28 protein-coding genes and 2 tRNA genes are annotated in these 25,399 nt (G+C 37.3%); 1 reads left to right on the top strand and 29 read right to left on the bottom strand.

Annotation, left to right across the window (positions count from 1 at the left end; genetic code table 11):
- Positions 1-60 precede the first annotated feature (60 nt).
- The 21 genes from tig to ACO1PF_RS00980 form a co-directional block, all read right to left on the bottom strand.
- Positions 61-1,371, bottom strand: coding sequence for a trigger factor (gene tig, locus ACO1PF_RS00880; protein WP_423189501.1), 1,311 nt, complete (start codon positions 1,369-1,371; stop codon positions 61-63).
- A gap of 151 nt (positions 1,372-1,522) precedes the next feature.
- The gene (locus tag ACO1PF_RS00885) at positions 1,523-2,482 is read right to left on the bottom strand and encodes a hypothetical protein (protein ID WP_423189502.1); all 960 of its coding nucleotides are present in this window, start codon (positions 2,480-2,482) and stop codon (positions 1,523-1,525) included.
- An 81-nt stretch (positions 2,483-2,563) separates the two neighbouring features.
- Positions 2,564-3,346, bottom strand: a complete 783-nt coding sequence (locus ACO1PF_RS00890; RefSeq protein ID WP_423189503.1) for an acetyl-CoA carboxylase carboxyltransferase subunit alpha — start codon at positions 3,344-3,346, stop codon at positions 2,564-2,566.
- Positions 3,343-4,218, bottom strand: coding sequence for an acetyl-CoA carboxylase, carboxyltransferase subunit beta (accD, locus tag ACO1PF_RS00895; protein ID WP_423189504.1), 876 nt, complete (start codon positions 4,216-4,218; stop codon positions 3,343-3,345). The genes ACO1PF_RS00890 and accD overlap by 4 nt, the downstream gene beginning before the upstream one ends.
- Positions 4,205-5,590 carry an acetyl-CoA carboxylase biotin carboxylase subunit gene (gene accC / locus ACO1PF_RS00900; protein ID WP_423189505.1) on the bottom strand — a complete coding sequence of 462 codons (1,386 nt, stop codon included), beginning with the start codon at positions 5,588-5,590 and terminating at the stop codon, positions 4,205-4,207. Before accC ends, accD begins: the two co-directional genes overlap by 14 nt.
- A 39-nt stretch (positions 5,591-5,629) precedes the next feature.
- Positions 5,630-6,052, bottom strand: coding sequence for a 3-hydroxyacyl-ACP dehydratase FabZ (fabZ, locus tag ACO1PF_RS00905; protein ID WP_423190475.1), 423 nt, complete (start codon positions 6,050-6,052; stop codon positions 5,630-5,632).
- A 21-nt stretch (positions 6,053-6,073) separates the two neighbouring features.
- Positions 6,074-6,577, bottom strand: coding sequence for an acetyl-CoA carboxylase biotin carboxyl carrier protein (accB, locus tag ACO1PF_RS00910; protein WP_423189506.1), 504 nt, complete (start codon positions 6,575-6,577; stop codon positions 6,074-6,076).
- Positions 6,574-7,818: a beta-ketoacyl-ACP synthase II gene (fabF, locus tag ACO1PF_RS00915; RefSeq protein WP_423189507.1), complete on the bottom strand. Its 1,245-nt coding sequence runs from the start codon at positions 7,816-7,818 to the stop codon at positions 6,574-6,576. Before fabF ends, accB begins: the two co-directional genes overlap by 4 nt.
- Positions 7,819-7,834: 16 nt before the next feature.
- The gene (gene fabG, locus ACO1PF_RS00920; RefSeq protein ID WP_423189508.1) at positions 7,835-8,569 is read right to left on the bottom strand and encodes a 3-oxoacyl-[acyl-carrier-protein] reductase; all 735 of its coding nucleotides are present in this window, start codon (positions 8,567-8,569) and stop codon (positions 7,835-7,837) included.
- A gap of 11 nt (positions 8,570-8,580) precedes the next feature.
- Entirely contained in the window at positions 8,581-9,513 is a 933-nt protein-coding gene (gene fabD / locus ACO1PF_RS00925) for an ACP S-malonyltransferase (protein WP_423189509.1), read from the bottom strand.
- Positions 9,514-9,589: 76 nt separating this feature from the next.
- The gene (gene fabK, locus ACO1PF_RS00930; RefSeq protein WP_423189510.1) at positions 9,590-10,540 is read right to left on the bottom strand and encodes an enoyl-[acyl-carrier-protein] reductase FabK; all 951 of its coding nucleotides are present in this window, start codon (positions 10,538-10,540) and stop codon (positions 9,590-9,592) included.
- Between the two features lie 18 nt (positions 10,541-10,558).
- Positions 10,559-10,792, bottom strand: a complete 234-nt coding sequence (locus tag ACO1PF_RS00935) for an acyl carrier protein (RefSeq protein WP_423189511.1) — start codon at positions 10,790-10,792, stop codon at positions 10,559-10,561.
- Positions 10,793-10,827: 35 nt separating this feature from the next.
- On the bottom strand, positions 10,828-11,811 hold the full coding sequence (locus tag ACO1PF_RS00940; protein WP_423189512.1) for a beta-ketoacyl-ACP synthase III: 984 nt from the start codon (positions 11,809-11,811) through the stop codon (positions 10,828-10,830).
- Positions 11,811-12,266: a MarR family winged helix-turn-helix transcriptional regulator gene (locus ACO1PF_RS00945; protein WP_423189513.1), complete on the bottom strand. Its 456-nt coding sequence runs from the start codon at positions 12,264-12,266 to the stop codon at positions 11,811-11,813. The genes ACO1PF_RS00940 and ACO1PF_RS00945 overlap by 1 nt, the downstream gene beginning before the upstream one ends.
- A gap of 145 nt (positions 12,267-12,411) precedes the next feature.
- Positions 12,412-12,789: a DUF2187 family protein gene (locus tag ACO1PF_RS00950; protein WP_423189514.1), complete on the bottom strand. Its 378-nt coding sequence runs from the start codon at positions 12,787-12,789 to the stop codon at positions 12,412-12,414.
- A gap of 122 nt (positions 12,790-12,911) precedes the next feature.
- Positions 12,912-13,352 (bottom strand): MarR family winged helix-turn-helix transcriptional regulator, encoded by a 441-nt coding sequence (locus ACO1PF_RS00955; RefSeq protein WP_423189515.1) that lies wholly within the window; start codon positions 13,350-13,352, stop codon positions 12,912-12,914.
- A 104-nt stretch (positions 13,353-13,456) separates the two neighbouring features.
- The gene (locus ACO1PF_RS00960) at positions 13,457-14,014 is read right to left on the bottom strand and encodes a CDP-alcohol phosphatidyltransferase family protein (RefSeq protein WP_423189516.1); all 558 of its coding nucleotides are present in this window, start codon (positions 14,012-14,014) and stop codon (positions 13,457-13,459) included.
- A gap of 365 nt (positions 14,015-14,379) precedes the next feature.
- Entirely contained in the window at positions 14,380-14,529 is a 150-nt protein-coding gene (locus tag ACO1PF_RS00965) for a hypothetical protein (protein WP_423189517.1), read from the bottom strand.
- A gap of 243 nt (positions 14,530-14,772) precedes the next feature.
- Positions 14,773-14,863, bottom strand: a tRNA-Ser gene (locus ACO1PF_RS00970).
- A gap of 102 nt (positions 14,864-14,965) precedes the next feature.
- Positions 14,966-15,424 (bottom strand): hypothetical protein, encoded by a 459-nt coding sequence (locus ACO1PF_RS00975; protein ID WP_423189518.1) that lies wholly within the window; start codon positions 15,422-15,424, stop codon positions 14,966-14,968.
- A gap of 82 nt (positions 15,425-15,506) precedes the next feature.
- Positions 15,507-16,310, bottom strand: coding sequence for a ZIP family metal transporter (locus ACO1PF_RS00980; protein WP_423189519.1), 804 nt, complete (start codon positions 16,308-16,310; stop codon positions 15,507-15,509).
- Positions 16,311-16,495: 185 nt separating this feature from the next.
- Here ACO1PF_RS00980 and ACO1PF_RS00985 point away from each other — a divergent pair.
- A tRNA-Arg gene (locus tag ACO1PF_RS00985) sits at positions 16,496-16,569 on the top strand.
- A gap of 141 nt (positions 16,570-16,710) precedes the next feature.
- On the opposite strand, the gene ACO1PF_RS00990 is transcribed toward ACO1PF_RS00985, so the two are convergent.
- The 8 genes from ACO1PF_RS00990 to ACO1PF_RS01025 all read right to left on the bottom strand — a co-directional run bounded on the left by ACO1PF_RS00990 (position 16,711) and on the right by ACO1PF_RS01025 (position 25,399).
- Positions 16,711-17,286 carry a cob(I)yrinic acid a,c-diamide adenosyltransferase gene (locus ACO1PF_RS00990; RefSeq protein WP_423189520.1) on the bottom strand — a complete coding sequence of 192 codons (576 nt, stop codon included), beginning with the start codon at positions 17,284-17,286 and terminating at the stop codon, positions 16,711-16,713.
- Positions 17,287-17,412: 126 nt separating this feature from the next.
- On the bottom strand, positions 17,413-18,756 hold the full coding sequence (locus tag ACO1PF_RS00995; RefSeq protein ID WP_423189521.1) for a glutamine synthetase family protein: 1,344 nt from the start codon (positions 18,754-18,756) through the stop codon (positions 17,413-17,415).
- 220 nt (positions 18,757-18,976) lie between these two features.
- Positions 18,977-20,317, bottom strand: coding sequence for a type I glutamate--ammonia ligase (gene glnA, locus ACO1PF_RS01000; RefSeq protein WP_423189522.1), 1,341 nt, complete (start codon positions 20,315-20,317; stop codon positions 18,977-18,979).
- A 177-nt stretch (positions 20,318-20,494) separates the two neighbouring features.
- Positions 20,495-20,773 carry an HU family DNA-binding protein gene (locus ACO1PF_RS01005; protein WP_071849016.1) on the bottom strand — a complete coding sequence of 93 codons (279 nt, stop codon included), beginning with the start codon at positions 20,771-20,773 and terminating at the stop codon, positions 20,495-20,497.
- 238 nt (positions 20,774-21,011) lie between these two features.
- Positions 21,012-22,325 carry a ribosome biogenesis GTPase Der gene (gene der / locus ACO1PF_RS01010; RefSeq protein ID WP_423189523.1) on the bottom strand — a complete coding sequence of 438 codons (1,314 nt, stop codon included), beginning with the start codon at positions 22,323-22,325 and terminating at the stop codon, positions 21,012-21,014.
- Positions 22,326-22,439: 114 nt separating this feature from the next.
- Positions 22,440-23,726, bottom strand: coding sequence for a 30S ribosomal protein S1 (gene rpsA, locus ACO1PF_RS01015; protein WP_423190476.1), 1,287 nt, complete (start codon positions 23,724-23,726; stop codon positions 22,440-22,442).
- 226 nt (positions 23,727-23,952) lie between these two features.
- On the bottom strand, positions 23,953-24,618 hold the full coding sequence (cmk, locus tag ACO1PF_RS01020) for a (d)CMP kinase (RefSeq protein ID WP_423189524.1): 666 nt from the start codon (positions 24,616-24,618) through the stop codon (positions 23,953-23,955).
- A 25-nt stretch (positions 24,619-24,643) separates the two neighbouring features.
- The gene (locus ACO1PF_RS01025) at positions 24,644-25,399 is read right to left on the bottom strand and encodes a LysM peptidoglycan-binding domain-containing protein (RefSeq protein WP_423189525.1); all 756 of its coding nucleotides are present in this window, start codon (positions 25,397-25,399) and stop codon (positions 24,644-24,646) included.

Raw genomic sequence — 25,399 nt, forward strand, 5'->3', positions numbered from 1 at the left:
ATACTTTTATATTAAGAAAAACGGGAATGCTCGATTAGCATTCCCTTTTTTATTTTTTAATTATTCTGAGTCAGAATCTTTTTTTGATTCTAAGGTTTCATTTGCTGTTGATGTGATTAAATCAATCGCTTTTTTCAATGAAATATCTCTATTTAATAGTTGTGGAGAAAGAACCTTACGCACTTGTTCGATATCCATATTATATTGTTCTGCTAAATCAGAAGTTTCTTTTTCCATATCTTCTTCAGTAGCTTCAAGGTTTTCTTTTTCAACAATCGCTTCTAATACTAAGTTAGTGCGAACATTAAATTCTGCTTCGCCTTCAAATTGTTTGTGCAAGTCAGCTTCAGTTGAACCAGTCATTTGATAGTACATTTCTGCTGAAATACCTTGTTGTTTCAAGTTGTTTAAGAACATTTCCATTTGACGATGCACTTCTTCGTGTGCCATTTCATGTGGAATTTCTTCAATAGTTGCATTTTCTACAGCTTTTCTGATTGCTTCATCATCACGAGAGTCATTAGCTGCGGTTTCTTTATTCTCTTCTAATTCTTTACGTGCTTTTTCTTTCAATTCATTAAATGTTTCAACGTCTTCATCCAAGTCTTTAGCAAAATCATCATCTAATTCTGGTAATTCTTTAGATTTAACTTCATGAACTTTAACTTTAAATGTTACTTTTTGACCAGCTAAGTCTTCAGAATGATAATCTTCTGGGAAAGTCAATTCAACTTCTTTTTCGTCCTCAACTTTGACACCAATCAATTGTTCTTCAAATCCAGGGATGAACGAATTCGATCCTAGCTCCAGTGAATGATTTTCGCCTTTGCCACCTTCAAATGCTTCGCCATCTTTAAATCCTTCATAATCGATAACTACAGTATCGCCTTCTTCTGCAGCATCTTCTTTGATTGCTAATTCTGCTAAGCTTTGACGACGTCTTTCTAAACTTTCTTCAACTTCTTCTTCAGATACTTCACGGTCTTGTTTTACAACATCTAAATCTTTATATTGACCTAATTCAACATCAGGTTTTAATGTTAATTCAGCAGTTAATTCCCAATCCTGGTTTTTACCGACTGATTTAATATCAACGTCTGGTTGAGCAACAGGTTCTACGTCAATTTCTTCAATAGCTTGTGAGTAAGCGGCTGGTAATAAATCGTTTAATGTATCTTCATACAAAGCTGCTTCACCATACATTTGGTTGAAAATTCGACGAGGTACGCGTCCTTTACGGAATCCAGGAACATTTAATGTTTTTTGAACCTTTTTAAATGTTTTATCTAAACCTTTTTCCACTGTTTCTTGCTCGATAGTAAATTCTAAGCGACCAGTAGTTGGCCCAGTTTTCTCAAATTTTGTTTCCATTACTATATAACCTCCGACATTAATTGTATTTTAACGTTATAAAATGATTGCACTAGTTTCACTTCTCTTCTAGCAACAATCAATTTATTACACTTATTATTTGAACATACTCATATATCATACAATAATTAACTTGATTTGTAAACATTCGTTACTCAAATCTAAGCAATTCACTGTGTATTTTTTTTATCCACCTATCGATATTTTTTCTCTTTATATCATCTGTTTTGTCCTGAGTTAAAAAATCTGGTTCGATAGTTTGAATAACACTATTCACCCAATCTTCAGCGGTGTCTCTTTTTATCACTTTTTCTTCGAACGGATAAAGCATTAAAAACAATGTATCGATTTCATTCTTTACTAATTGGTACAAAGAAGGATTTTGCATTAATTTATCATTCAAGATGTTCGTCAGTTCATTCACCGTTGGATTGTCTTCAATAGCAGTTATATCACCAGGATTTATTTCCTCTGTTTCATCAAACCATAGGTAGCTATACTTTTTGTCTATCCCTCTTTCAGCCAACAGCGAGAATAAAGTCCCCCTAACTAATGGATGGACATATGGATTAACAAAAACGTGTGGCGCAACTTCTTCCAATTTTTCATTAGGTAATGTATAAATATCCTCAATTTTAGCAAATTGCTCCATGGTGTTTAATGATGCAAGTGAATAAAGTTCTTTAACGGTTTTTTCTTCAGCTTTTCTTTTATTCTCGTCCTGTTGTCTTTTTGATTGATCAAGTTTTTCCTGCAATCTGCTCCAAGAGTCATTGTACTTTATAGCTGAACTAGAGAGTGAATCCTTAATATGTTTTTCGGCTTGAAGAAATTGATTGTTTTCTATCAAGATCTCTACATATATGAGTAATCTCTTTTCATCAGACTCGTAAAAGTAGCTTTTTTCATTAGCCATCTCGAGCGCCTCTTGATATTGACCCATCTGCAACAACGATGAAACAAGAAGAATATTGAGACTCTCTTCTTCTTTGATGGCATATGCTTTTTTCATCTGTATAATAGCTTTTTCTACATTTCCTTCTCTCAGACAACTCATCACTTGAGTCATGTACATATTGAAATTCTTTGGAAATTCGATTTGCTCTCCCATATCCCTTCACCTCTTCAGTAGTCATCATACCAAATTTAAGGAAATATATACAAAAAAAGCAATAGGACAAACGCCCATTGCTTAAAATTTTCTGAATCTATCGTATCTTTTTTCCAGCAGGGTCTCTCTAGGTAGTGTGTTCAAACTATCTAGTTTATCAATAATATCTTTTTTCATCTGTTTCATTAAATCTTCTTTATTGATCCACCGGTTTTCAATTTTTTCAGCAATTACCTTTTCTACGATCCCTAGTTCATTTAAATCGTAAGAAGTCAATTTCATCAAATCAGCAGCTTCTGAAGATCTCTTGGAATCTTTCCAGAGGATAGATGCAAAGCCCTCAGGTGATAAAATGGAATAAATCGAATATTCCATCATCCAAACTTCATCGGCCAGTGCAAGCGCCAATGCTCCACCACTACCACCTTCGCCTAGAATAATAGACAAAATAGGCACATTCAAACGACTCATTTCAAAAAGATTCTTGGCAATTGCCTCTCCTTGTCCGCGTTCTTCAGCTTCTAAACCACAATAAGCACCTGAGGTATTGATAAAGTTGATGATCGGACGATTGAATTTTTCAGCTTGTTTCATCAGTCGCAATGATTTTCGATAACCCTCAGGGTGTGGAGAACCAAAATTCCGTCTCATATTTTCTTCGATGGATGCTCCTTTTTGATTCCCGATAACCGTAACGGGTCTTCCGTTGATTTTACCAATGCCACCAATAATAGCTTCATCATCTTTATAAAGTCTATCTCCATGTAATTCGATAAAACCCTCAACCAATTGCGTTGTAATATCTTTCATGCTTAATCGGTCTAATTTACGTGCCTGATTCACGATTTCCATCGCATTACTCATGAAGATTCACCTTCTTTTTCTACTCTATCTGCTTGATAAGAATGCATGTCTATGAGTTGTGCAATGATGGACCGTAGTTTTTCTCTCTCAACAATTTGATCGATAAATCCGTTCTTCAGTACCGTCTCAGCTAGCTGAAAGTCATCCGGTAATGACGCTTTGATCGTTTGTTCTATCACTCTTTTGCCGGCAAAACCTACGAGTGCACCTGGTTCGGCTAGAATGACATCACCCTGCATAGCAAAACTGGCCGTCACTCCGCCTGTAGTTGGGTCAGTAAGAACGGTAAGATAAAACAATCCTTGGTCAGAGAAACGTTTTATTGCCGCACTGGTTTTTGCCATCTGCATTAAAGAGAAAATCCCTTCATGCATGCGGGCCCCCCCTGAGGCCGTAAAAAGAACGACAGGCAAGTTTTTATCCAGTGCTTTTTCAAACAAACGTGTAATCTTTTCACCTACCGCTTGGCCCATACTTCCCATTATAAAGTTAGAATCCATAATGCCAATAGCAGCTTGGTTGCCTTGAATGTAGGCCTCGCCAGTTAGCACAGCTTCCCTTAACCCCGTTTTTATCTGAGTTTGAGAAATTTTGTATTCGTAATCCGGAAAATCAAGCGGGTTATGTGTTGTAACATCTTTATCCCATTCTTTAAATGTTTTAGGGTCTACGGTAATCGATAACCGCTCTTGCGCACTGATTCGAAAAGTGTAATGACAATTAGGACACCGGCGTGCTCTACCTAAAGATTTAACATAAATGGGTTTTTGACAACTGGGGCACTTTTCAAACATGCCATCCGGTACTTGTGGACCGTTTTCTCCCTCAGTTTTTTGCAGGGTAATATAAGGTCTCTTCTTAAACAACCTCATTATTAGCCTCCTTATCTTTCAACCACTTAGGTATGATTACTTGTGACAGTGTATCAATTGTATACTCTCCTGTTTTAAAGTTAGTATCCCTAAGCAAGTCGATATGGAAATCTAAATTGGTCTGAATCCCTTCAATCACCATTTCATTCAAAGCACGATCCATTTTACTGATTGCTTCTTCTCTGGTGTTTCCATGGGTAATGACTTTAGCGACCATCGCATCGTAATAAGGTGGGATGGTCGATCCCGCAAACATGGCTGTATCCACGCGCAAGCCCAGTCCTCCTGAAGGAACATTCAAAAAGTCTATATTCCCGGGAGATGGAGCGAAATTGAACAAGGGATTTTCCGCATTGATACGACATTCAATAGCATGTCCAGTCAGAACCACATCATCTTGCGTGATCGAAAGATGCTCGCCAAACGCGATCTTGATTTGTTCTTTAACGATGTCTATTGATGTGATCATTTCTGTTATTGGGTGTTCTACTTGGATACGGGTATTCATTTCCATGAAATAAAATTTTTCGTCTGCATCCACTAAAAATTCAATGGTTCCAGCATTCTCGTATCCCACCATTTTTGCAGCTTCTACTGCACTTTCACAAATAAGCTTTCTTGTTTTTTCAGACAACGTCGGACTCGGCGCTTCCTCAAGAATTTTCTGGTGATTTCTCTGAAGAGAACAATCGCGTTCTCCCAAATGAATCACGTTACCATAATGATCAGCTAAGATTTGTACCTCTATGTGTTTGGCAGGTGTAATGATTCGTTCTACATACATTCTATCGTCACCAAAAGCAGCTTTAGATTCGGATTGAGCCTGCAGAAACTTCGCTTCCAGCTCCTCTGCATTGAAAACCATCCGCATACCTTTACCGCCACCACCCGCCACCGCTTTAATAATTACAGGCATACCGATTTCGTCGACCATTTCTTTAACCTCTGAAAACGCAGTAATCGAATGATCACTTCCCGGGACAACTGGTACATTAGCTCTTTTCATCATCGTACGCGCATTTGACTTGTTACCCATCTGATCAATAATATCTTTATTGGGACCGATAAACGAAACATTCACTTCTTCACACATCGCTGCGAAAGTACTGTTTTCTGATAGAAAACCAAATCCCGGATGTATGGCTTCCGCTCCTGTTAATACCGCAGCACTCAGAATGTTCTGTATATTCAAGTAAGATTCGTTCGCTTTAGAAGGCCCTACGCACACAGCTTCGTCTGCCAGTTGCATATGAAGAGCATCCTTATCTGCCGTTGAGTATACAGCCACTGTTTTGATATTTAATTCCTGACATGCTCTGATGATTCGTACCGCAATTTCTCCTCGATTGGCTATAAGTATTTTTTGAAACATGCACATACCTTCCTTATACATTTTTAAACGTTAAAGAGCTTACTTTCCGATGATAAATGTTAATTCTGCTTCACACACTTTTTTCCCATCAACGTAAGCAACACCTTTTCCAATACCTGCATAATCTTTAAGCTTAACAATATCTACTTTTAAGACAAGGACGTCTCCTGGAACCACTTTTTTTCTGAACTTAACCTTGTTAATACCACCCAAGTAAGCCGTTTGTGATTTGAATCTGTCAAGTGTCAATAATGGAATGGAGCCGGCTTGTGCCAAACTTTCTACGATTAAAACTCCAGGCATGACAGGTTCTCCAGGAAAGTGACCTTGAAAGAATTCTTCGTTGATTGTTACATTTTTAATGGCCGTAACGTGTTCACCAGGTATCATTTCTGTTACTTTATCAATGTAATAAATGGGATAGCGATTCGGTATTAATTCCTGAATTTCTGCAATATTCATAGTAGTCATGATAATCTCCTTTTAATTCACATTTATTTTTATTAAGGCTTGATCAAATTCGATCGCCTGTCCATCTTCAATAAGTATTTCTTCGATAACACCCGAGACATCACTTTTGATTTCATTCATTACTTTCATCGCTTCAATAATGAGGATCGTTTGTCCGGCATCCACCAAGTCACCCACCTTTACAAAGTCTGGCGAATCTGGAGATGAAGAACGATAACTCGTTCCTACGATTGGTGATTTTATTTTGTGAAACGCCTCGTCAGCCGATTGGTCCTCTTCGATGTTATTCACAGCATTACTATTATTCTCGTTGCTTTGCTTTTTAACTTCACTATTATTTAATGTTTCATGCAAAGAATCATTCTGATCTTCTGTAGAATTATCCTGCGTGACATTTACAATATCAGATTCGCGTTTACTTAATTTCAAAGAAACTGAAGAATTTTCCAGTTCAAAATATTTCAAACTGGACTGGTCGATCAAATGAATCAGTTCTTTAATTTCATTGTTATTCATTTAGATTCACTCCATTTTTTGAAACACGTCACCGCATTATGTCCTCCGAAACCAAGCGAATTATTTAAAGCATACATATTTTCTTGCTCGCGAGCTTCATTCAAAATATAATCCAAATCACATTTTTTATCTAATTCTTTTGTGTTGATTGTCGGTGGCATAATATTCTCTTCAAGAGATTTAACGGTTGCGATAGCTTCAATAGCTCCTGCACCGCCGAGTAAATGGCCGGTCATACTTTTTGTACTTGAAACTGCAACGGTTTTGGAAATTTCTTCACCCAGAGCCAATTTGATAGCGCTTGTTTCGGCAGAATCATTAGCCGGTGTAGATGTGCCGTGTGCATTGATATAGCCGATATCTTTCGGTTCAATACCCGCTTCTTTCATTGCTAACTTCATCGCTTTCGCAGCACCTTCGCCATCTGGTGTCGGAGCTGTCATATGGAAGCTGTCACCGGTCGCCCCGTAACCTACTATTTCAGCATAGATGTGAGCTCCACGTTTCAAGGCAGAAGTCAAACTTTCAAGAATCAATATACCCGCGCCTTCTCCCATCACAAAACCGTGACGATTTTTATCGAAAGGAAGAGAAGCTGCATCCGGATCATTACTTGTTGACAAGGCATTAAGTGCAGCAAAACCAGACATACCGATTTCGTTCAAACTAGCTTCTGCCCCTCCGGCTAACATATAATCCGCATAACCGTGTTTGATTTGTCTAAACGCTTCGCCTATTGAATTATTTCCAGAAGCACACGCCGTAACAATAGATAAGTTGGGTCCTTTAGCTCCTGTTGCAATCGAAATGTTTCCAGCTACCATATTTCCAATTGCTTTTGGCACGAAAAGTGGTTCCACTCTGTCTAACCCTTTTTCATGCATTTTGATTATTTGGGTCTGCATCGTTTGTAATCCTCCGATACCGGAACCTACAATTACGCCTAAGCGGTCAGCATCAAAGTCAAACTCATCCAATCCGCTGTCTTTCATTGCTTCTAGTGCTGCAGCCACACCGTACTGTGAGAATGGATCCATTCTTTTAGCTAATTTTCTGTCCATTAGATCTCTAGCCTGAAAATCTTTCACTTCTCCGGCTACGCTCACATTGATTTCTGTACCATCAAATTTTGTTAATGGCACGATCCCGTTTTTACCTGTTTTTAATCCTGTCCAAAACTCTTCAACTGAATTCCCTAGAGGCGTAATAGCCCCTAACCCAGTAACAACAACTTTTTCCATTCATATCCTCCTAGAATTAACCGTTCATGACCATTCCACCATCAACATGTAAAACTTGACCGGTTATATATTTTTGGTCACTCAAAAAATTCACTAATTCCGCGACTTCTTCTGCTTTTCCTAATCGTTTGAGTGGTATAGATTGTAACGCTTGTTCTTTGACATCATCAGTCAGACCATTGGTCATATCTGATTCGATAAACCCAGGTGCAACAGCATTTGCCACAATTCCTCGTGGTGCAAGTTCTTTTGCAATTGATTTTGTAAAACCTATAACTCCAGCTTTACTTGCCGCATAATTGGCTTGTCCGACGTTTCCAACGGTACCGACAACGCTCGAAATATTAATGATATGACCAGAACGCTGCTTGAGCATCACTTTTGCTACTTCTTTAGTTGTAAAGAAGGTCCCTTTCAAGTTAACGGTCAAAGTCGAATCGAAATCGTCTTCAGTCATTCGTATGAGCAGATTGTCTTTCGTTAGTCCGGCGTTATTGATAAGTACATCTATTTTTTTAAACATTTTTTTAGTTTCTTTTATTAACTGTTTTGCAAATGCTTCATCGCTTATGTCACCGATTATGGGATACACTTCTCCACCTAAACTGTTGAAATGATCCATTAAATCAGATGACATTTCACTACGACCATTGACTACGACTGTATGCCCTTGCTTTAAAAAAGAGGAAGCAATAGCTTTACCTATTCCTCTTGAACTTCCGGTGACAATAACAACTTTTTTACTGTCCATACTCGACTCCTTTAGGAATGCATAATTTTCGCTATAGTTTCTAATTGTTTAATATTTTCAATATTCTTGACCGCGACATTTCTATCTATATTTTTGACGAAAGAACGCAAGGTTTTACCCGGTCCCACTTCAATAAATGTCGTTACCCCATCAGAAATCATCTGTCTTATCATTTGTTCAAATTTGACTGGTGAAGAAATTTGACTCGTTAACAGTGATTTTATTGCTTTGGTATCCGGATAACTATTGGCAGTTACATTGGAATAAACAGGATACTTAAATGACTCAAACGTTACTTCAGCAAGAGATTCAGCGAATGCCTGACCTGCCGGTTCAAGTAATTTGGTATGAAAAGGACCACTAACATTTAATTTAATGGCTTTCTTAGCTCCCTCATTTGAAGCCTGGTCCATCGCCTTTTCAACACCGTCTGTTTCACCTGAAATCACTAACTGACCAGGCGTGTTGTAATTTGCTATAGCAACATAACTCTCATTTGATACTTTCTCGCATATCGATGTTAAAGCTAGTGCATCAAGTCCCAATATCGCTGCCATGGCACCCTCACCATCCGGCACGGCTTTTTCCATTAAAGAACCACGCTTATGAACGAGTGGCACAGCGTCTTCGAATCTTAAAGATCCTGAAGATACTAAAGCTGTATATTCTCCCAAACTCAAGCCAGCGACAGCATCGGGAGTCAAACCGATCGTTTTTTTCACAATTTGTTCGATGGCGTAACTAACAGTCAGTATCGCGGGTTGCGTATAGGCTGTCTCATTTAGTCTCGAATCATCATCAAAGCAAATGCTAGCTAAGTCTACGTCGAGCTGTTTACTAGCTTTATCAAAAATTTGTTTGACTTCATTAAATTCATTGTAGAAGTCTTGACCCATGCCATTATATTGTGCTCCTTGACCACTGAATAAAAAAGCTGTTTTCAAGCTATCTCTCCTATTCTTTAATACATTTACAGATAATCATTTATAAAAAAAATGGTTTGAACATCAAAGTATATAATTAAAAAAGTTTCGGATGTTTAACTAATTCATCGTATTCTTCCATAAGTTCCTGGATGATATCATGGCAACTTTGTTCTTTCGTTACCAATCCAGCAATTTGACCAGACATGAAGGAACCGCTATCTTTGTCTCCCTCTACTACTGCTTTTCTCAAAGAACCTTTAGCTAGTTCCTCTAAGCGTGTAAAATCAGGATTTGCATCACTCGAAATTGATTTCTCTACTTTTAGGTATTCTTTGGTCAGTTTGTTTCTGAGTACTCTTACCGGGTGTCCGGTAACCATTCCCGTTACAACTGTGTCGATGTCACGTGCTTTAATAATGCGTTGCTTAAAGGTATCGTGTGCAATACTTTCATGTGCCACTACAAATCGTGTACCTAATTGTACTGCCGCTGCTCCCAGCATGATCGCTGCAGCCATTCCACGTCCATCACCAATACCTCCAGCTGCGATTACTGGAATACTTACAGCATCGACCACTTGTGGGACCAACGTCATCGTTGTTAATTTCCCGATGTGACCGCCAGCTTCCATTCCTTCACAGATAATGGCATCTGCCCCTTCTTTTTCCATACGTCGTGCTAATGCCACAGATGCAACGACAGGAATGACAGTAATCCCGGCTTCTTTAAATCTTTTCATGTATTTCCCTGGGGTGCCTGCGCCCGTTGTGATGACTTTAATGTTCTCTTCACAGATCACATCAACGACATCGTCCACATACGGAGATAAGAGCAATACATTTACACCAAAGGGTTTATCCGTTAATTTTTTAGTCTCTTTAATTGATTTTCTTACCACTTCTGCAGGCTCATGACCTGAACCCAGCATACCTAAACCGCCAGCATTGGAAACCGCTGCTGCAAGACTAGGTGAAGCAACCCAAGACATGGCTCCTTGTATAATAGGATAATCAATACCTATTTGTTCTATCAATGATTGGTTCATCTAGGAGCTCCTTCCTGCTTATTTCAACTCTATTTGTTTTTCAACGTAATCGACGAGATCTTTAACGGTATTTAAACCTTCTTCAGATTCAATTTTAATATCAAATTCGTCCTCGATATCATTAATTATTTGGAATAAATCTAAACTGTCAGCTTCTAATTCATCTCTGAAGTTAGTAACTAATTGTACTTCGTTTTCTTCTTTGTCTAATTGATCCACGATAATTTCTTGTATTTGTTTGAATGTTGTCATTTTAATTTCCTCCATATAAGTTGTATTTTTGTATTTTATATTTTTATTAATAACGTTCCCCAGGTTAATCCCCCGCCAAACGCGCTTAAAACTATTTTTTGTCCACTGCCCAGTCGAATCGTATTGTCCTCAATCAATTCATCTAATAATATCGGCAAACTAGCAGCAGAGGTGTTGCCATAATCTTGAATATTCATTGGGAATTTAGACAACGGACTGCCTAATTTCTTTGAAACGATTTCGATTATTCTTGCATTTGCCTGATGCAAAAGTAAATAATCGACATCTTGAAGCTCGGTATGACTATTTTCCAGTACCAGATTGATACTCTTGGGTATCGTCTTGGTAACAAAATTAAAAATAGCCCGACCATCCATTGTTAAATAGCCGTTTTTTTCTTGTGAAACACAGAGGGGGTTATTAACATCTTGTTCCCCAGAAACTAATGCATCGCCTTTTTCACCATCTGTATGTAGATCTTCAGCAATAAAAGCTTCTGCATCTGCTTCTCTTTTTAATAATACGGCTCCCGCACCATCACCAAACAATACAGCTGTTTTCCTATCATTCCAATCCAGTGTCTTTGACATTACTTCTCCGCCTATTACTAGGGCGTATGGAAAAGTCATATGTCGAAGCATTTTTTCTGCCACTGACAAACCATAGATAAAGCCTGAACACGCTGCGCTCAGATCGAAAGCAACGGCATTGTTAGCTTTCAGCGCCGCTTGAACTTTACTCGCAACAGAAGGTGATTGACTATCAGGTGTCATTGTTGCAACGATGATCAAGCCTATCTGACTAGAGTCGACATCGCTTTTATCAAGAGCTTTTTTACTTGCTTCTATACACAAATCGCTCGTATCCTGACCTGTTGATAAGTGTCTTTTTTTTATGCCGGTTCTTTTATTGATCCATTCATCAGATGTGTCCATCCACTGAGTAAGTGTTTCATTGTACACACTATTTTCAGGAAGATATCTGCCTGTTGAATGAATAGTTACTCCAAAGGTTTTCATTAGTCTGGCAACTGCTCCTTTGTTCGCTTCAAGAATCTATGAAGATTTTTTAAACCATGCATGAGTACTTCTGATTCTTTATCATCCATCTCATTAATTGTTTCTTTCACCATATCACGATGGAATTTATCATGCAGTCGGTAAAGTAATCGTCCTTTTTTTGTGAGAGCTAAAGTCACTACCCGACGGTCTGTTTCACTTCTCACGCGGTTGACATAGCCTTTTCTCACCAAATTATTTACAGAAACCGTTAATGTCCCAACGGTAATTCCCAGTTTCCTCGCTACCTCACTGGTTGTGTGCTCCACATACATACCTATGGCATCTATCGTATGCATTTCTTTAATTGAAACATCTTTAAATTGGCTCGTTTGTAATGTTCGCTCTTCAATCATCAACACATCATTGAAAATCGAAACCAAATAACTGTTAACTTCATTTATTCGTTGGGCCACATCAACTCCTCCTAATCCATCATTTCAAATATTGTTTGAACATCAAACTATTTGACTTTCAAACAATAACTTAGATTCCTGATTCTGTCAAGAAAAAATCGCAAAAAAAAATAAGCCATCAATTTAATGGCTTATCTAATTGCTATTATTCTTCTTTTAAATCTTCAGTTTCTTCATTGATTTGATTCTTAAATCCTTCAATATCTTTAAAGTTTACAACCGTTTTTTCTTCAACTAAATCATGCATTCTTTCAGCTGAATTAGTCCAATTTATTTTAACTATCGCACTATTGGTAAGGAGCTTTTCGATAATGCCTTCCATCGCTTCATCTCTGAAAGAAAAAACAATTTCATCTCCTACATCCGGTCTTAAATCTTCTTTTATAGTCTCTATTATTTCAACGGCTTCTTTATAAGGTAAATTTAGTAGATTAGCAATACGGGAATTGCTGGCGCCTTTTCGAAGTTCTGTTTCCACTAGTTCTTGAACTTCAGCGGTAATTTCAACTTTTGCCACTTTCATCCCTCAATTCTCTCATAACATTTTTATACTCTTTAATCATTATACCATAAAAAAATATGTTTATCGACTATAGACTTTAGGCAAATTAAGTATCTTAGTAAATACTCCGTAAAGGAACGAGTTTACCCTAATAATCCAGCGGCTTTATAGCCCACTTTCTTCAAAGTTGACTGAAGCTCTAAAATTTCTTTTTTTGAACAGCCTTCAAAAAGTTCTGCAATTTTTTCCGCATGTCTTGGAAATATTTTTTCCATCAGTTTTTCTCCTAAATCTGATAATTCACAAAACGTCACACGTCTGTCATTTTCATCTGCGATGCGGTTGACAAACCCTTTCTCTTCTAAGCGATCAACCACATAAGTAATGCTACTTGACGCGAGCAAGACTTGTTGACCAATTTTTTGAATAGGTTGCTTGCCCTTGCTGTATAATAGTTCCAAAACAGTAAATTCAGTTGCATTCAATCCATAAGAAGACATATCTTTTTTCACAACTTTTTCAACACTGGTAGACGCTTTTAACAGGATGGTTAAAGCTTTCAACTCATCTCGATTGTTAGTCATTTAAACTCACCTTTACTAAACACTATATTTTTTATTATGTATCTTAACCTTGATAGTAACGTACTACATTTTAACACAAATAAAAAGTAAGGAAAATATTGGATTTAATTTTCCTTACTTTTATGTAAATATTTAAATAGTTTCACATAGTAAAATAATGCGAGTAATTGATAGGCACTAGCGAGTATAACTAAGAAAATAACCGTCACATTGGACAGATTCGGGAAAAAGACCGCTATAAACATCGTAAGATAAAAAACGATCGTTGCAATCTTACCGTACCATTTTGAGCCATCTAGTGTTATTTTTTTCCGATATAATCGTATATTCTCAACAAACATGTACCCTTCTTTGATAATAAACAAGAGCAATAGAAAACTAAATACTGGCCATCTCAGCATAAGCACACTAACTACAGCTATCTGAGTCAGTTTGTCAGCTACCGGATCAAGTAATTGACCTATTTTAGTCCCTTGATCAAACCGTCTGGCAATGAACCCGTCTGCAGCATCTGTTACTCCGGATAAAACAAGGATCCCCGTCGCAAGCCAATAATCTTCTGCGGTCACAGCTGTAAGATAAAAGTATACAAAAAAAGGAATGAGGATAAGTCTGAAGTAAGATAGAATATTTGGTATCGTAAACCAGTCTCTCTTATCCATACTATCATTCCTTCCACATAATAATTGAGGGTAAAATAATCTGCGTAAATATATTAATGGCGATGTACGATCTGAAAAATACTCACTCTTCTTGATTCTATACTTAATTATTAGTAGTTACTGATGTACCAAATAGGGACTCCCTGTATAAATTGATTCTTTTTTTATTTCTTATTTTACTAGTATATCATAACTTTTTGAAGTCACACTACAAGATACAAACAAAACATAATTCATATAATCAGATTTTCATTATTGAATTCTCCAAAAAATGGTCAAACTTCAAATCCGAGCTTTTGATATAGTGATTCATAACATTTACCTAACTAATTTATCTATTATTATTAGTTTGCCTTGTTGTTCTATTACTGACTGCTGTTAATCAATTTCTGTCCGTGCTTCTTAACTACAGGATATAATATTTTAGTCACTTCAGCGATTCGAAGTGACTCATTACTTTTTTTACGCTTATTTTTTAATGTTTTCAACTCATTTAATTGTTTTTCCGTCACCATGTCCTCGCCTCCATTCTGTTAATAAATCCAACAAGAATGTATTATACAGCATAAATGTAAGCGTTTCAACGATTAACTATCACTATCTAGTTTTTGAATTTAATATCTGATAGTTCTTTTGTATTTAAGCTGAGTAAAGACTAGCACTTTTTGATAAATATGGTGATTGAAACATATGATCATATTTATCAAAAAGTAATCAACAAAAAAACCTTATAATCACAAGGATTATAAGGTCATATACCGAGAGTGAGGGATTCGAACCCTCGCACAGCCATAAGCCGCCTAACGGATTTCGAGTCCGTCCCCTTCAGCCGGGCTTGGGTAACTCTCGTAGTTACATTTATCAGTATATCTAATTTATTGATTAATATCAATAAAAAATAAATGAGACAGGTGAGTAAATTAGATCCACTACTCACCTGTCTCCAACAAATTATTTGTATTGAGGGTTCGAATCGTCAGGGTTAAGATTGTCTTCATGATTTGTTGCATCACTTTTCGGGTCTTTTAAATCTACACCAAATCCAGGAACATGCATATTTCCAGGCTTAGAACCATCATCCTGTTCATCAGTTGTAGGCTTTACCGCTTCTACGAAAGGCTCTTTATCGTCTTCCATTAGAACGTAACCACCTTTGTGAATCATTCCGTCATAAAGATGTTGATTATTTCCTTCCAATCGATGCTCTTTCATTGTTGATTGATCATCATCGTTTTGTTCGTCTGTATTTACTGTATCGATCTTTACTGAAACCATTGATTCTATAGCTGATTGTCGCTCTTCAGCACAGACGATAACTAATTCCTCTCGCTTGTATGCACCACTTTGTAACAATTCTTCCATTTCTACAGCCATGTCAGTAACATCTTGATGAGCAACGATAAACTTCATTAAAAAATCCTCCTATAATAAGACTCTTTAATGATAGTATCAAATAGATTCTATTCTCACCAATATAAACGCTTATGCTTTTTTAACCCAAAGAGACATCCAAGAACATCATGACTGCAAATCCGAGCATGGCTCCAATCGTTCCGACATCGTTCCATCGTTCAACTTTCGCTTCTGGTATGAGCTCTTCGACAACAACATAAATCATCGCACCGGCAGCAAATGAAAGAGCATAGGGCAATAGAGGCTGCATCATTAAAACTAAGGCTGCTCCTGCAACTCCCGCAATTGGTTCAACAAGGCCTGAAGCCTGTCCATATGAGAAAGCTTTTAAACGGCTCATTCCATTTTTTCTTAAAGGGACAGAAACTGCAGCCCCTTCTGGAAAGTTTTGCAGACCGATACCGATAGCTAAGGCAATAGCACTTGCTACTGTAGCCGTAGGATAACCTGCAGCCGCTGCTCCAAACGCTACTCCAACAGCTAATCCTTCAGGTATATTATGCAACGTAATAGCTAATACCAGTAAGACGCTTCGTTGCCAGTCAGTTTTAATTCCTTCCCTTACTTCAGTTCCCGGGTGTACGTGAGGAAGTACTTTATCCGTAACGAGAAGAAACAATCCGCCGAATAAAAATCCGACGACTGCAGGGAACCATGCGGGTGTATTTGTCAGTTCTGCCATCTCGATGGCCGGCGCAAGCAGTGACCAGAAACTTGCAGCAATCATAACCCCTGCCGCAAAGCCTAACATACCAGTGAGTACATTTTTGTTGATTTCCTTAAAGAAGAACACAACAGCTGCACCTAATGCTGTGACGCCCCAAGTAAACAAGGTTGCTAATAAAGCTTGCATTACGGGATGTTGCTCGATAAACCATTCCATTAATCATTCTCCTCCTATTATATTTTCCTTTGTAATTATAGCTGAAAAAGACTATAAATGAAATGCTTCACAAGATATACTTCTTAAAATCATTACAATTGCATAGTTACTTATTTAATATAATATCAATTATTTTATTGACATCACGCCTAAACATCTATATAATAAAATATGTTGGTTAAATAGTTCCGGTAGCTCAGTTGGATAGAGCATTCGCCTTCTAAGCGAACGGTCAGGGGTTCGAATCCCTTCCGGAACGTATTTTTTACGGTTAACAGGAAAAAGAAGAAGACCTCGTCTAGAATTAGACGGGGTCTTCTTCTTTTTCCATTGGTATACAAAAATCGTGTCAGCGATTCATTGGAACTCACCAACACGATTAATTATAGAACCCTTATCCTTAGTCGTTATGAAACACTTCTCCAGTTTTTTTATAAAAAACTTCTTCTTTTTCCGCTATTTTGTTCAAATAACGGGCTAATACAAAGAAATAGTCTGACAAACGGTTAACGTATATCAGTATCTCTTTGGGTACAGGTTCCACCTCATTTAAAGAGAGTATGGTCCTTTCTACGCGTCGTGTAACGGTGCGAGCAACATGAGCTTGAGAAGCTTGTTTCGTTCCCCCTGGTAGTATAAAATACTTTATTTCACTTAATTCCTGAGTGATTTCATCAATTTCTTGTTCGATTTTTTTGATTTCAGAACTTTCAAAGTTCATTTCCATTTTATTATCTTTATCTGCGAGGATACTTCCTATGTCGAATAATTGATGTTGAATCCGACTTAGAGAATTTTTGATATAATTTCTGGATACAGCCCATTCCTCGTTGATCAAACTCAACAACAAGCCAACATGCGCATTTAGTTCATCGATGCCTCCATAGGCTTCTACCCGTTTATCAGTCTTTTTGATTGTCCCTCCACCAATCAAGTTGGTGTTTCCATAATCGCCTCTACCAGTATATATTTTCATTATCATCACTCCATAGGTTCATCATTTGTATATGTAGTATAATTCATTCAACCTTCTTATTGCAATTTTTAGAGACAATAAAAGCATTATTCTCATAAACAGAATAATGCTTTTATCAGTTTAAATTTAATAGAGTTTCAAATAATTATCTTTTTCCCACTGACTTACAGAAGCCTTATAAGAGTTCCATTCTACCGTTTTTGATTGATAGAAATTCCTGTAAATATGATTGCCTAAAGCCTCTTTCATTGTCATACTGCTCTTTAATACTTCTAAGGCACTATGCAAGCTGGTAGGAAGTGATTTGATACCATTTTCTTCTAAATCATTTTGATTCATATCATAGATATTGTCGCACGTCTCTTGAGGAGGCATCCATTCGTTTTTGACCCCATCTAGACCTGCTTTTAACATCACCGCTAAAGCTAAATAAGGATTAGCCATCGGATCGACAGATCTTACTTCTAAACGTGTAGAAAGTCCTCTAGATGCTGGAATTCTAATCATTGGTGTTCGGTTGCTCCCAGACCAAGCTATATATACTGGAGCTTCATAACCTGGTACCAGACGTTTATAAGAATTCACTGTAGGATTGGTAATTGCTGTGTAAGCTGGAGCATGATGCAGAAGTCCCGCTAAAAATTGATACGCTGTCTGGCTTAATTGTCTCTCATCTGTTTCATCGTAAAAAGCATTCTCTTCACCTTTAAATAAAGACATATTGCAATGCATGCCAGATCCGTTGATTCCAAATAGAGGTTTAGCCATAAATGTAGCATGTAATCCATATTTACGTGCAACTGTCTTTACGATTAATTTAAATGTTTGAATATTGTCGCACGCTTCAACTGCATCGGCATATTTCCAGTCTATTTCATGTTGTCCCGGTGCCACTTCATGATGACTGGCTTCTATTTCAAAGCCTAAATCTTCAAGTTCCAGTACAATATCTCGACGGCAGTTTTCAGCCAAATCAGTTGGAGCCAGGTCAAAATAACCGCCATTGTCATTTAAGTTTTCAGTTACTTCACCATTTTCATTAAGTTTAAACAAGAAGAATTCAGGTTCAGGACCTAAGTTGAATGAAGAAAAACCCATTTCTTTCGCTTCATTCAATACTCTTTTCAAGTTGGTTCTAGGGTCACCTAAGAATGGAGTACCATCCGGATTAACAATATCACAAATCAAGCGTGCTACTGTGCCTCCTTTAAATGCTTCTATTTCCCATGGAAAAACTAACCATGTGCTTAAATCAGGTTTTAGATACATATCTGACTCATGAATACGCACGAAGCCTTCAATTGAAGAACCATCAAACATCATTTTTCCTTCTAAAACTTTTCCAACTTGGCTAACGGGCACTTCTACATTTTTAACGATACCTAAAATGTCTGTGAACATTAACCTCAAAAAACGCACATTTTCTTTCTTGACATCTTCTACTATCTTTTCTTCAGTAATCTCATTCATTTTAACCTCTCCTCCCATATATACCAATATCCTTTTTATGCTTGTAAATCCTTATACAATAAGTACTTTAGAATAATACCACTATTATTTTCAGAGTGCAAGCAAAATGTTTGAAACTAATTTTATTCTTATTAATGCCGTTAACATCCTAAAAAATCCCTTTAAACGATTATAATTTAAACGTTTAAAGGGATTTTTTTTAGAATTAGTAATCATTTGCTTAGTATAATTTGAAGTAACGATCCATCTCGTATTGTGATACTGATGTCGAGTAGGCTTTCCAGTCACTTTCTTTCGCAGCAACAAATCGTTCGAATATGTGCTGACCAATAGCATCTTTAATTAGCTCGTCCTCTTTTAAGGCTTCTATAGCTTCCATTAAATCTTTTGGCAATGACTGAATCAGGTTTTCATCCCGTTCAAATTGGCTCATATTATAAATATTCTTATTCACCGGATTAGGAGCACTTTTGGCTTCAGAAATCCCCTTTAATCCAGCTTTTAATAATACCGCTAAAGCTAGATAAGGATTAGCAGCAGGATCAACACTTCTAAGCTCTACACGCGTAGACTGTCCTCTGGAAGCCGGCACTCGAATTAATGGGGTTCTGTTCGTTCCAGACCATGCAATATAGACAGGCGCCTCAAAACCAGGCGTTAATCGTTTATAAGAGTTGATGATAGGATTACAAATAGCCGTATAGGCTCGAGCGTGGTCTAACAACCCTGCAATAAATTGATACGCCGTATTACTTAAGCCATCTTCATTGCTCTCATCGAAAAAGGCATTTTTCCCTTGCTTAAATAGAGACATATTAAAATGCATACCCGATCCACTAATATTTTCAATAGGTTTAGGCATAAAGGTTGCATGTAGATCATGCTTTCTCGCAACTGTTTTGACAATCAGCTTAAATGTCTGGATATTGTCACAGGCTTCAACTGCATCTGCATATTTCCAGTCTATTTCATGTTGACCGGGAGCCGCTTCATGATGACTCGCTTCAATTTCAAAGCCTAATGATTCGAGTTCTAAAACGATGTCTCTTCGGCAGTTCTCAGCTAAATCGGTTGGAGCTAGATCAAAATATCCTCCGTCATCGTTTAAATGCTTACTCGGATTGCCATTTTCATCCAGTTTGAATAGGAAAAATTCTGGTTCAGGTCCTAAATTGAATTCTGTAAAACCATGGTCTTTCATCTCTTTCAAGACACGCTTCAAGTTACTTCTAGGATCTCCTTCAAATGGTTCTCCGCTTGGCATATAGACATCACATATAAATCGTGCTATGAGACCATTGCTTGAATTGATCTCCCAAGGGAAAACAAGCCAGGTGTCTAAATCAGGATGCAGTTTCATGTCACTTTGATCTATTTCTACAAATCCATCAATCGAAGACCCGTCAAATGCCATCTCATTATCCATGACTTTATCTAACTGGCTTATAGGTACCTCAACATTTTTAATGACACCATCTATATCAGTGAACATTAACCTCAAGAACCTGACATTTTTTTCTTTAGCATTTTTCCGTATTTCCTCTTTGCGATTGGAGGACATAATACATTACTCATCCTTTCAAGACTTTTACTTTTATTTCTTAGTTAAGACTACGTACATATTATCTGATTGTCAATCAATTCACCCTTTTTAGTTGCATGATTATCTGAAAAGGTCCAATTTATTGCAAAAAAAAGTCGAGATCAAATGATCCCGACAATTAAAAAGTATGAAGTGTTACTGTTTTACTGCATCTTTTAAAGCTTTACCAGCTTTAAATGCTGGAACTTTAGTTGCAGGGATTTGGATTTCTTCCCCTGTTTGAGGATTACGTCCTTTACGTGCAGCGCGGTCACGTACTTCAAAGTTACCAAAGCCAATGATTTGCACTTTTTCGCCGTCAGCTAATGTATCTTTAATTGATTCAAAAACTGCTTCTACAGCAGCTGTTGCGTCCTTTTTAGTAAGGTCAGCTGAAGTTGCTACTTTTTCGATTAATTCTGCTTTATTTGCCATCGTGTTCTTTCACCTCCTCAAGAGAAGTTCGATGCATGTCAATTTAAGAATCAACTTGCGATCTTACTACATTCTCAATTCAAAGAATATGTTTTGGTGAAATAGTCTGTTATGACATTTCATTTAAAAAGATACCACAGAATCGTTGACACTGCAATGCTTTTATAAAAATTCTCTTTGAAATGACTGAAATTTTCCACCAAAAATATAGTTCTATAATAAACAGGTTCGATTTCGCTTATTTTCGTTTGCGAGGAATAATCCGAATAGGTGTTCCTTCGAAATTAAATGTATCCCTAAATCTGTTTTCTAAAAATCGTGCATAAGAAAAATGAAGAAGTTCAGGATCATTCACAAAAATGACGAAAGTCGGAGGTGACACAGCTACTTGAGTGGTGTAATAAATTTTAAGTCTGCGACCTTTATCTGTTGGTGTAGGGTTTGTTGCTACAGCATCCATGACAACATCATTTAGAATAGACGATTGAATACGAAGATTCCGATTCATAAAGACTCCTGCGATGCGTTCAGGTAATAAATGTAAACGCTTTTTAGTAATAGCAGATACAAACACGATCGGTGCATATTTTAGATATTGGAATTCATCTCTAACATCCAGTTCGAACTCTTTCATCGTATTTGTTTCTTTTTCAACCGTATCCCACTTGTTTACAACGATAATGATACCTTTACCAGCATCGTGTGCATAACCAAATACGTGCTTATCCTGTTCTCTAATGCCTTCTTCAGCATTAATAACACATAAGACTACATCTGATCGCTCAATGGCTCTAAGGGCTCTTAATACGCTATATTTTTCTGTGTTTTCGTACACTTTACCTCTTTTACGCATTCCAGCAGTATCTATGACGACAAAATCTCTGCCATCTTTAGTCTGAAAACGTGTATCGACAGCTTCGCGTGTTGTACCGGCAATATTGGACACGATAACACGTTCTTCACCAATAATTGCGTTTACTAAACTAGATTTCCCTACGTTTGGTCGACCGATCACACTGAACTTGATCGTTGATTCATCGTAATCACTTTCATCATTATCAGGTAGATGTTTGATAACTTCATCTAAAACATCTCCTAGACCTAATCCATGTGCACCTGAAATTGGATATGGTTCTCCTAATCCCAACGAATAAAATTCATAAATTTCATTTCTGATTTCCGGATTATCTGTTTTGTTGACAGCCAATATCACCGGTTTACCCGACTTGAATAAAATTGGCGCGACCTGTTCATCTTCATAAGTGACACCTTCTTTAACACTCGTCATCATGATTATGACATCAGCTTCTTCTATGGCGATTTGGGCTTGCTGCCTGATTTGCACACTGAGTGGTTCATCTTCCATCGTAATACCACCCGTGTCAATAAGAGCAAATTCTCGCCCAAGCCATTCAGCATCTGCATAAATTCTGTCTCTTGTTACGCCTGATGTGTCTTCAACGATTGAGATGCGTTCACCTACGACACGGTTGAAAATTGTTGATTTACCTACATTAGGTCTACCTACAATTGCTACAGTTGGTTTTACCACTAAAACACCTTCATTCTCTATTTTGTAATCTACTTTGTAAAAACAGGACACCCAACTGAAATAGGTAAGACACCTACTTACAGTTGGGTGCGGTATATTATACCGTTTAATTATTTACTCTTCGTCGTTGTCCATGAATCCTGAAAGTTGATCACCAATTTGCTCCCCTAATGTAAATGATCCATCTCCATCATCTTCACGTAATGAGGGTTGTTTAATATTAGGTTTATTTTGAGAATTTGATTTTTTTGCTTTTTTTGGCTGTTCACTATCAGATGATTCATTCGGATTATCTTCTAACGCTTTGATACTTAATGAAATACGTTCTTCTTGAGGATTAACACTAAGAACTTTAACATCGATTTCTTCATCTTTAGCTACAACTTCATGAGGTGTTTCGACATGTTTATGAGCCATTTCAGAAATATGAACAAGTCCTTCAACGCCGGGTTTAACTTCAACAAATGCACCAAAGTCTGTTACTCGTTTCACTATACCTTTTGTAACACTACCCGCTGGAAGTTCATCTTCGATGTTATCCCATGGTCCGGCCAATGTTTCTTTGATAGATAGTGACACACGTTCTTGTTCTTTATCTACTTTGAGAACTTTAACGTTTACTTTATCACCTTTAGATAATTTATCTTTTGGAGAGTTGATACGTTCATGAGCAATTTCAGAAATATGAACAAGTCCATCAACGCCGCCTACATTTACAAAAGCACCAAAGTTGGTTAAGCGAACGACTTCACCTTCAACAACAGATCCTTCTACTAAACTCGCTAACGCTTCTTCTCTCTCTGCTGCATGTTCTTTTTCAAGCAAAACTTTACGAGATAAGATGAGTTGACGCTCTTTAGGATCTATTTCAATAATTTTAAATGTATATGTGTTGCCTTCAAACTGGTTTAAGTCACTAACAAAATGCGTATCTATTTGTGATGCAGGAACAAATCCTCTCACACCTAAATCAACAGTCAGTCCACCTTTAACGACATGTGACACAGGTGCTTCAATTGTTTCGTTATTGTCAAACTTAGCTTGCAAATCTTCCCATACTTTACGCTGATCTACGCGTTTTTTAGATAAAACAAAGCTTCCTTGTTCTTTATCTTGAATATCTCTTAAAACAACAACATCTATGATGTCGCCTACAGATACGATATCGGTAGGATGATCAAAACGCTCTGATGATAATTCTCTTGGTGGAATGACGCCTTCTTGTCCGCCGCCAAGCCCAACAATAACTTGTTTTTCATTGTCAATAGTTAAAACTTCACCTTTGACCAAATCGCCAGGAGCAATATCAACGACATCTCTCATAACATCTGACATAGATTCAGATGTATTATTCGTTGATTCAACAGCAGGTTGCACCTGTGCTTCTTCGTTTTCTACCATAACATCTTCAGGAGAAGTGTCTTTAGCGGTATTTACTTCAACTTGCTCATTCGCTGTTTCGACTGCTTCCTCTTCAGTTACCTCTGTATTATCTAATTTGTCTCTGTTTTCTTCTGTCATATTATTTGCCTCCCAAACCAATAATTCCTACATGACTAATTGTACATAATATGTAATATAATTTCCACTAAAACATGTTATCTTACGTAAATCAATCATTTTACAATTATTTAATCAAACTTTTTATCTGATTGACTACTTCATCAATAGACATTTTAGTCGTGTCTATTCTTATGGCATCCTCTGCTTGTTTCAAGGGGGATGATTCTCGAGTAGTGTCCTTATAATCTCTTTCTGCTATATCTTTTTTTAATTGTTCTAAATCAGAAAACATGCCTTTTTCTTCGTTTTCCTTGTGTCTTCTTTCTGCTCTTTCTTTTACACTAGCAACTAAAAAAATCTTTAGATCCGCATTGGGTAATACAACCGTTCCAATATCCCGACCATCCATAACAACTCCATTATTCATCGCCATAGCTTGCTGACGTTCCACCATCAATTGACGCACTTTTGGATGAGCTGCAACGACAGATACCGTATTAGTGACATTATTTTCTCTAATCTCATACGTCACATCCACACCATTAGAAAATACCGTCTGACCTTTTTCATTAGGTTCAAACGTTATCTCTGTTGCTTCTAATAATTTCAACAAGGCTTGCTGATCTTTTATATTAATATTGTTTTGCAAAGCCTCAAGAGTTATGGCTCGGTACATTGCACCTGTATCTACGTAGATCAAACTCAATTCAGAAGCAATTCTTTTAGCCACTGTACTTTTGCCGGAAGATGCAGGCCCATCTATTGCTATGGTTAATGTTTTATTTTCCATTTTCTCCACACTTTCGTTTATAAAATTATTCAACTCTTAACTCTTGCCCTATGTGTACTGTGTCATCTTGAATGTTATTCAGCTGCATCAACTCATTTGTTGTCATTCCATGATTTAGTGCAATACGGTACATATTGTCACCTGATTTAACAGTATACGAGTTAACATTTTCGGCTGGTACATTTTCCGGCGTGGACTCTGCCTCAGCTGTCGCTGATGATTCTTCAATATTTTCTTCTTGATTTGACTGATTGCTAGATTCAATTTCCTGGTTTTGAGCGTTATCAGGTGTATTTGTTTCTGGAGTATTCTCACTCACTGCCCCATCAGATACTGAGTCTTCAATATCCTCTTCTTCTCCACTAGAAACTGAATCATCTGAGTTTTCATCGGCCTCTTCAGCTTCTACATTAGCTGAGGATTCTTCTTCATCAGAGTCTACTAAATTCAACTCATCATCCTCAGAATCGTTAATTTCCTCGTCTTCTTCTAGTTGTTCTTCAACTTCATCATCGTCATTATTATCCATTACTTGTTCAATCGATGGACCTGTTGGCTCCTCTGACAAGCTCTCTATACTTGACCACCATAAATAGGCAGAAATTGGCAAAATGATGATTAAAGCCAAAAATATCAAAGTCACAGTTAAAATAGGAGAAATACTTTTTTCTCTTTCACGTTTAGCTTTTCTTGATAAAGGTTCATCTTCTGCATGCTCAGCTTCTTCGTCAAAACGTTTTGACCAAAGCTCTTCCATGGATTTACGATCTTTTTTGCCCAT

Origin of the sequence: Alkalibacterium sp. f15 (assembly GCF_049389645.1) — a bacterium.
Taxonomy (GTDB): Bacteria; Bacillota; Bacilli; order Lactobacillales; family Carnobacteriaceae_A; genus Alkalibacterium.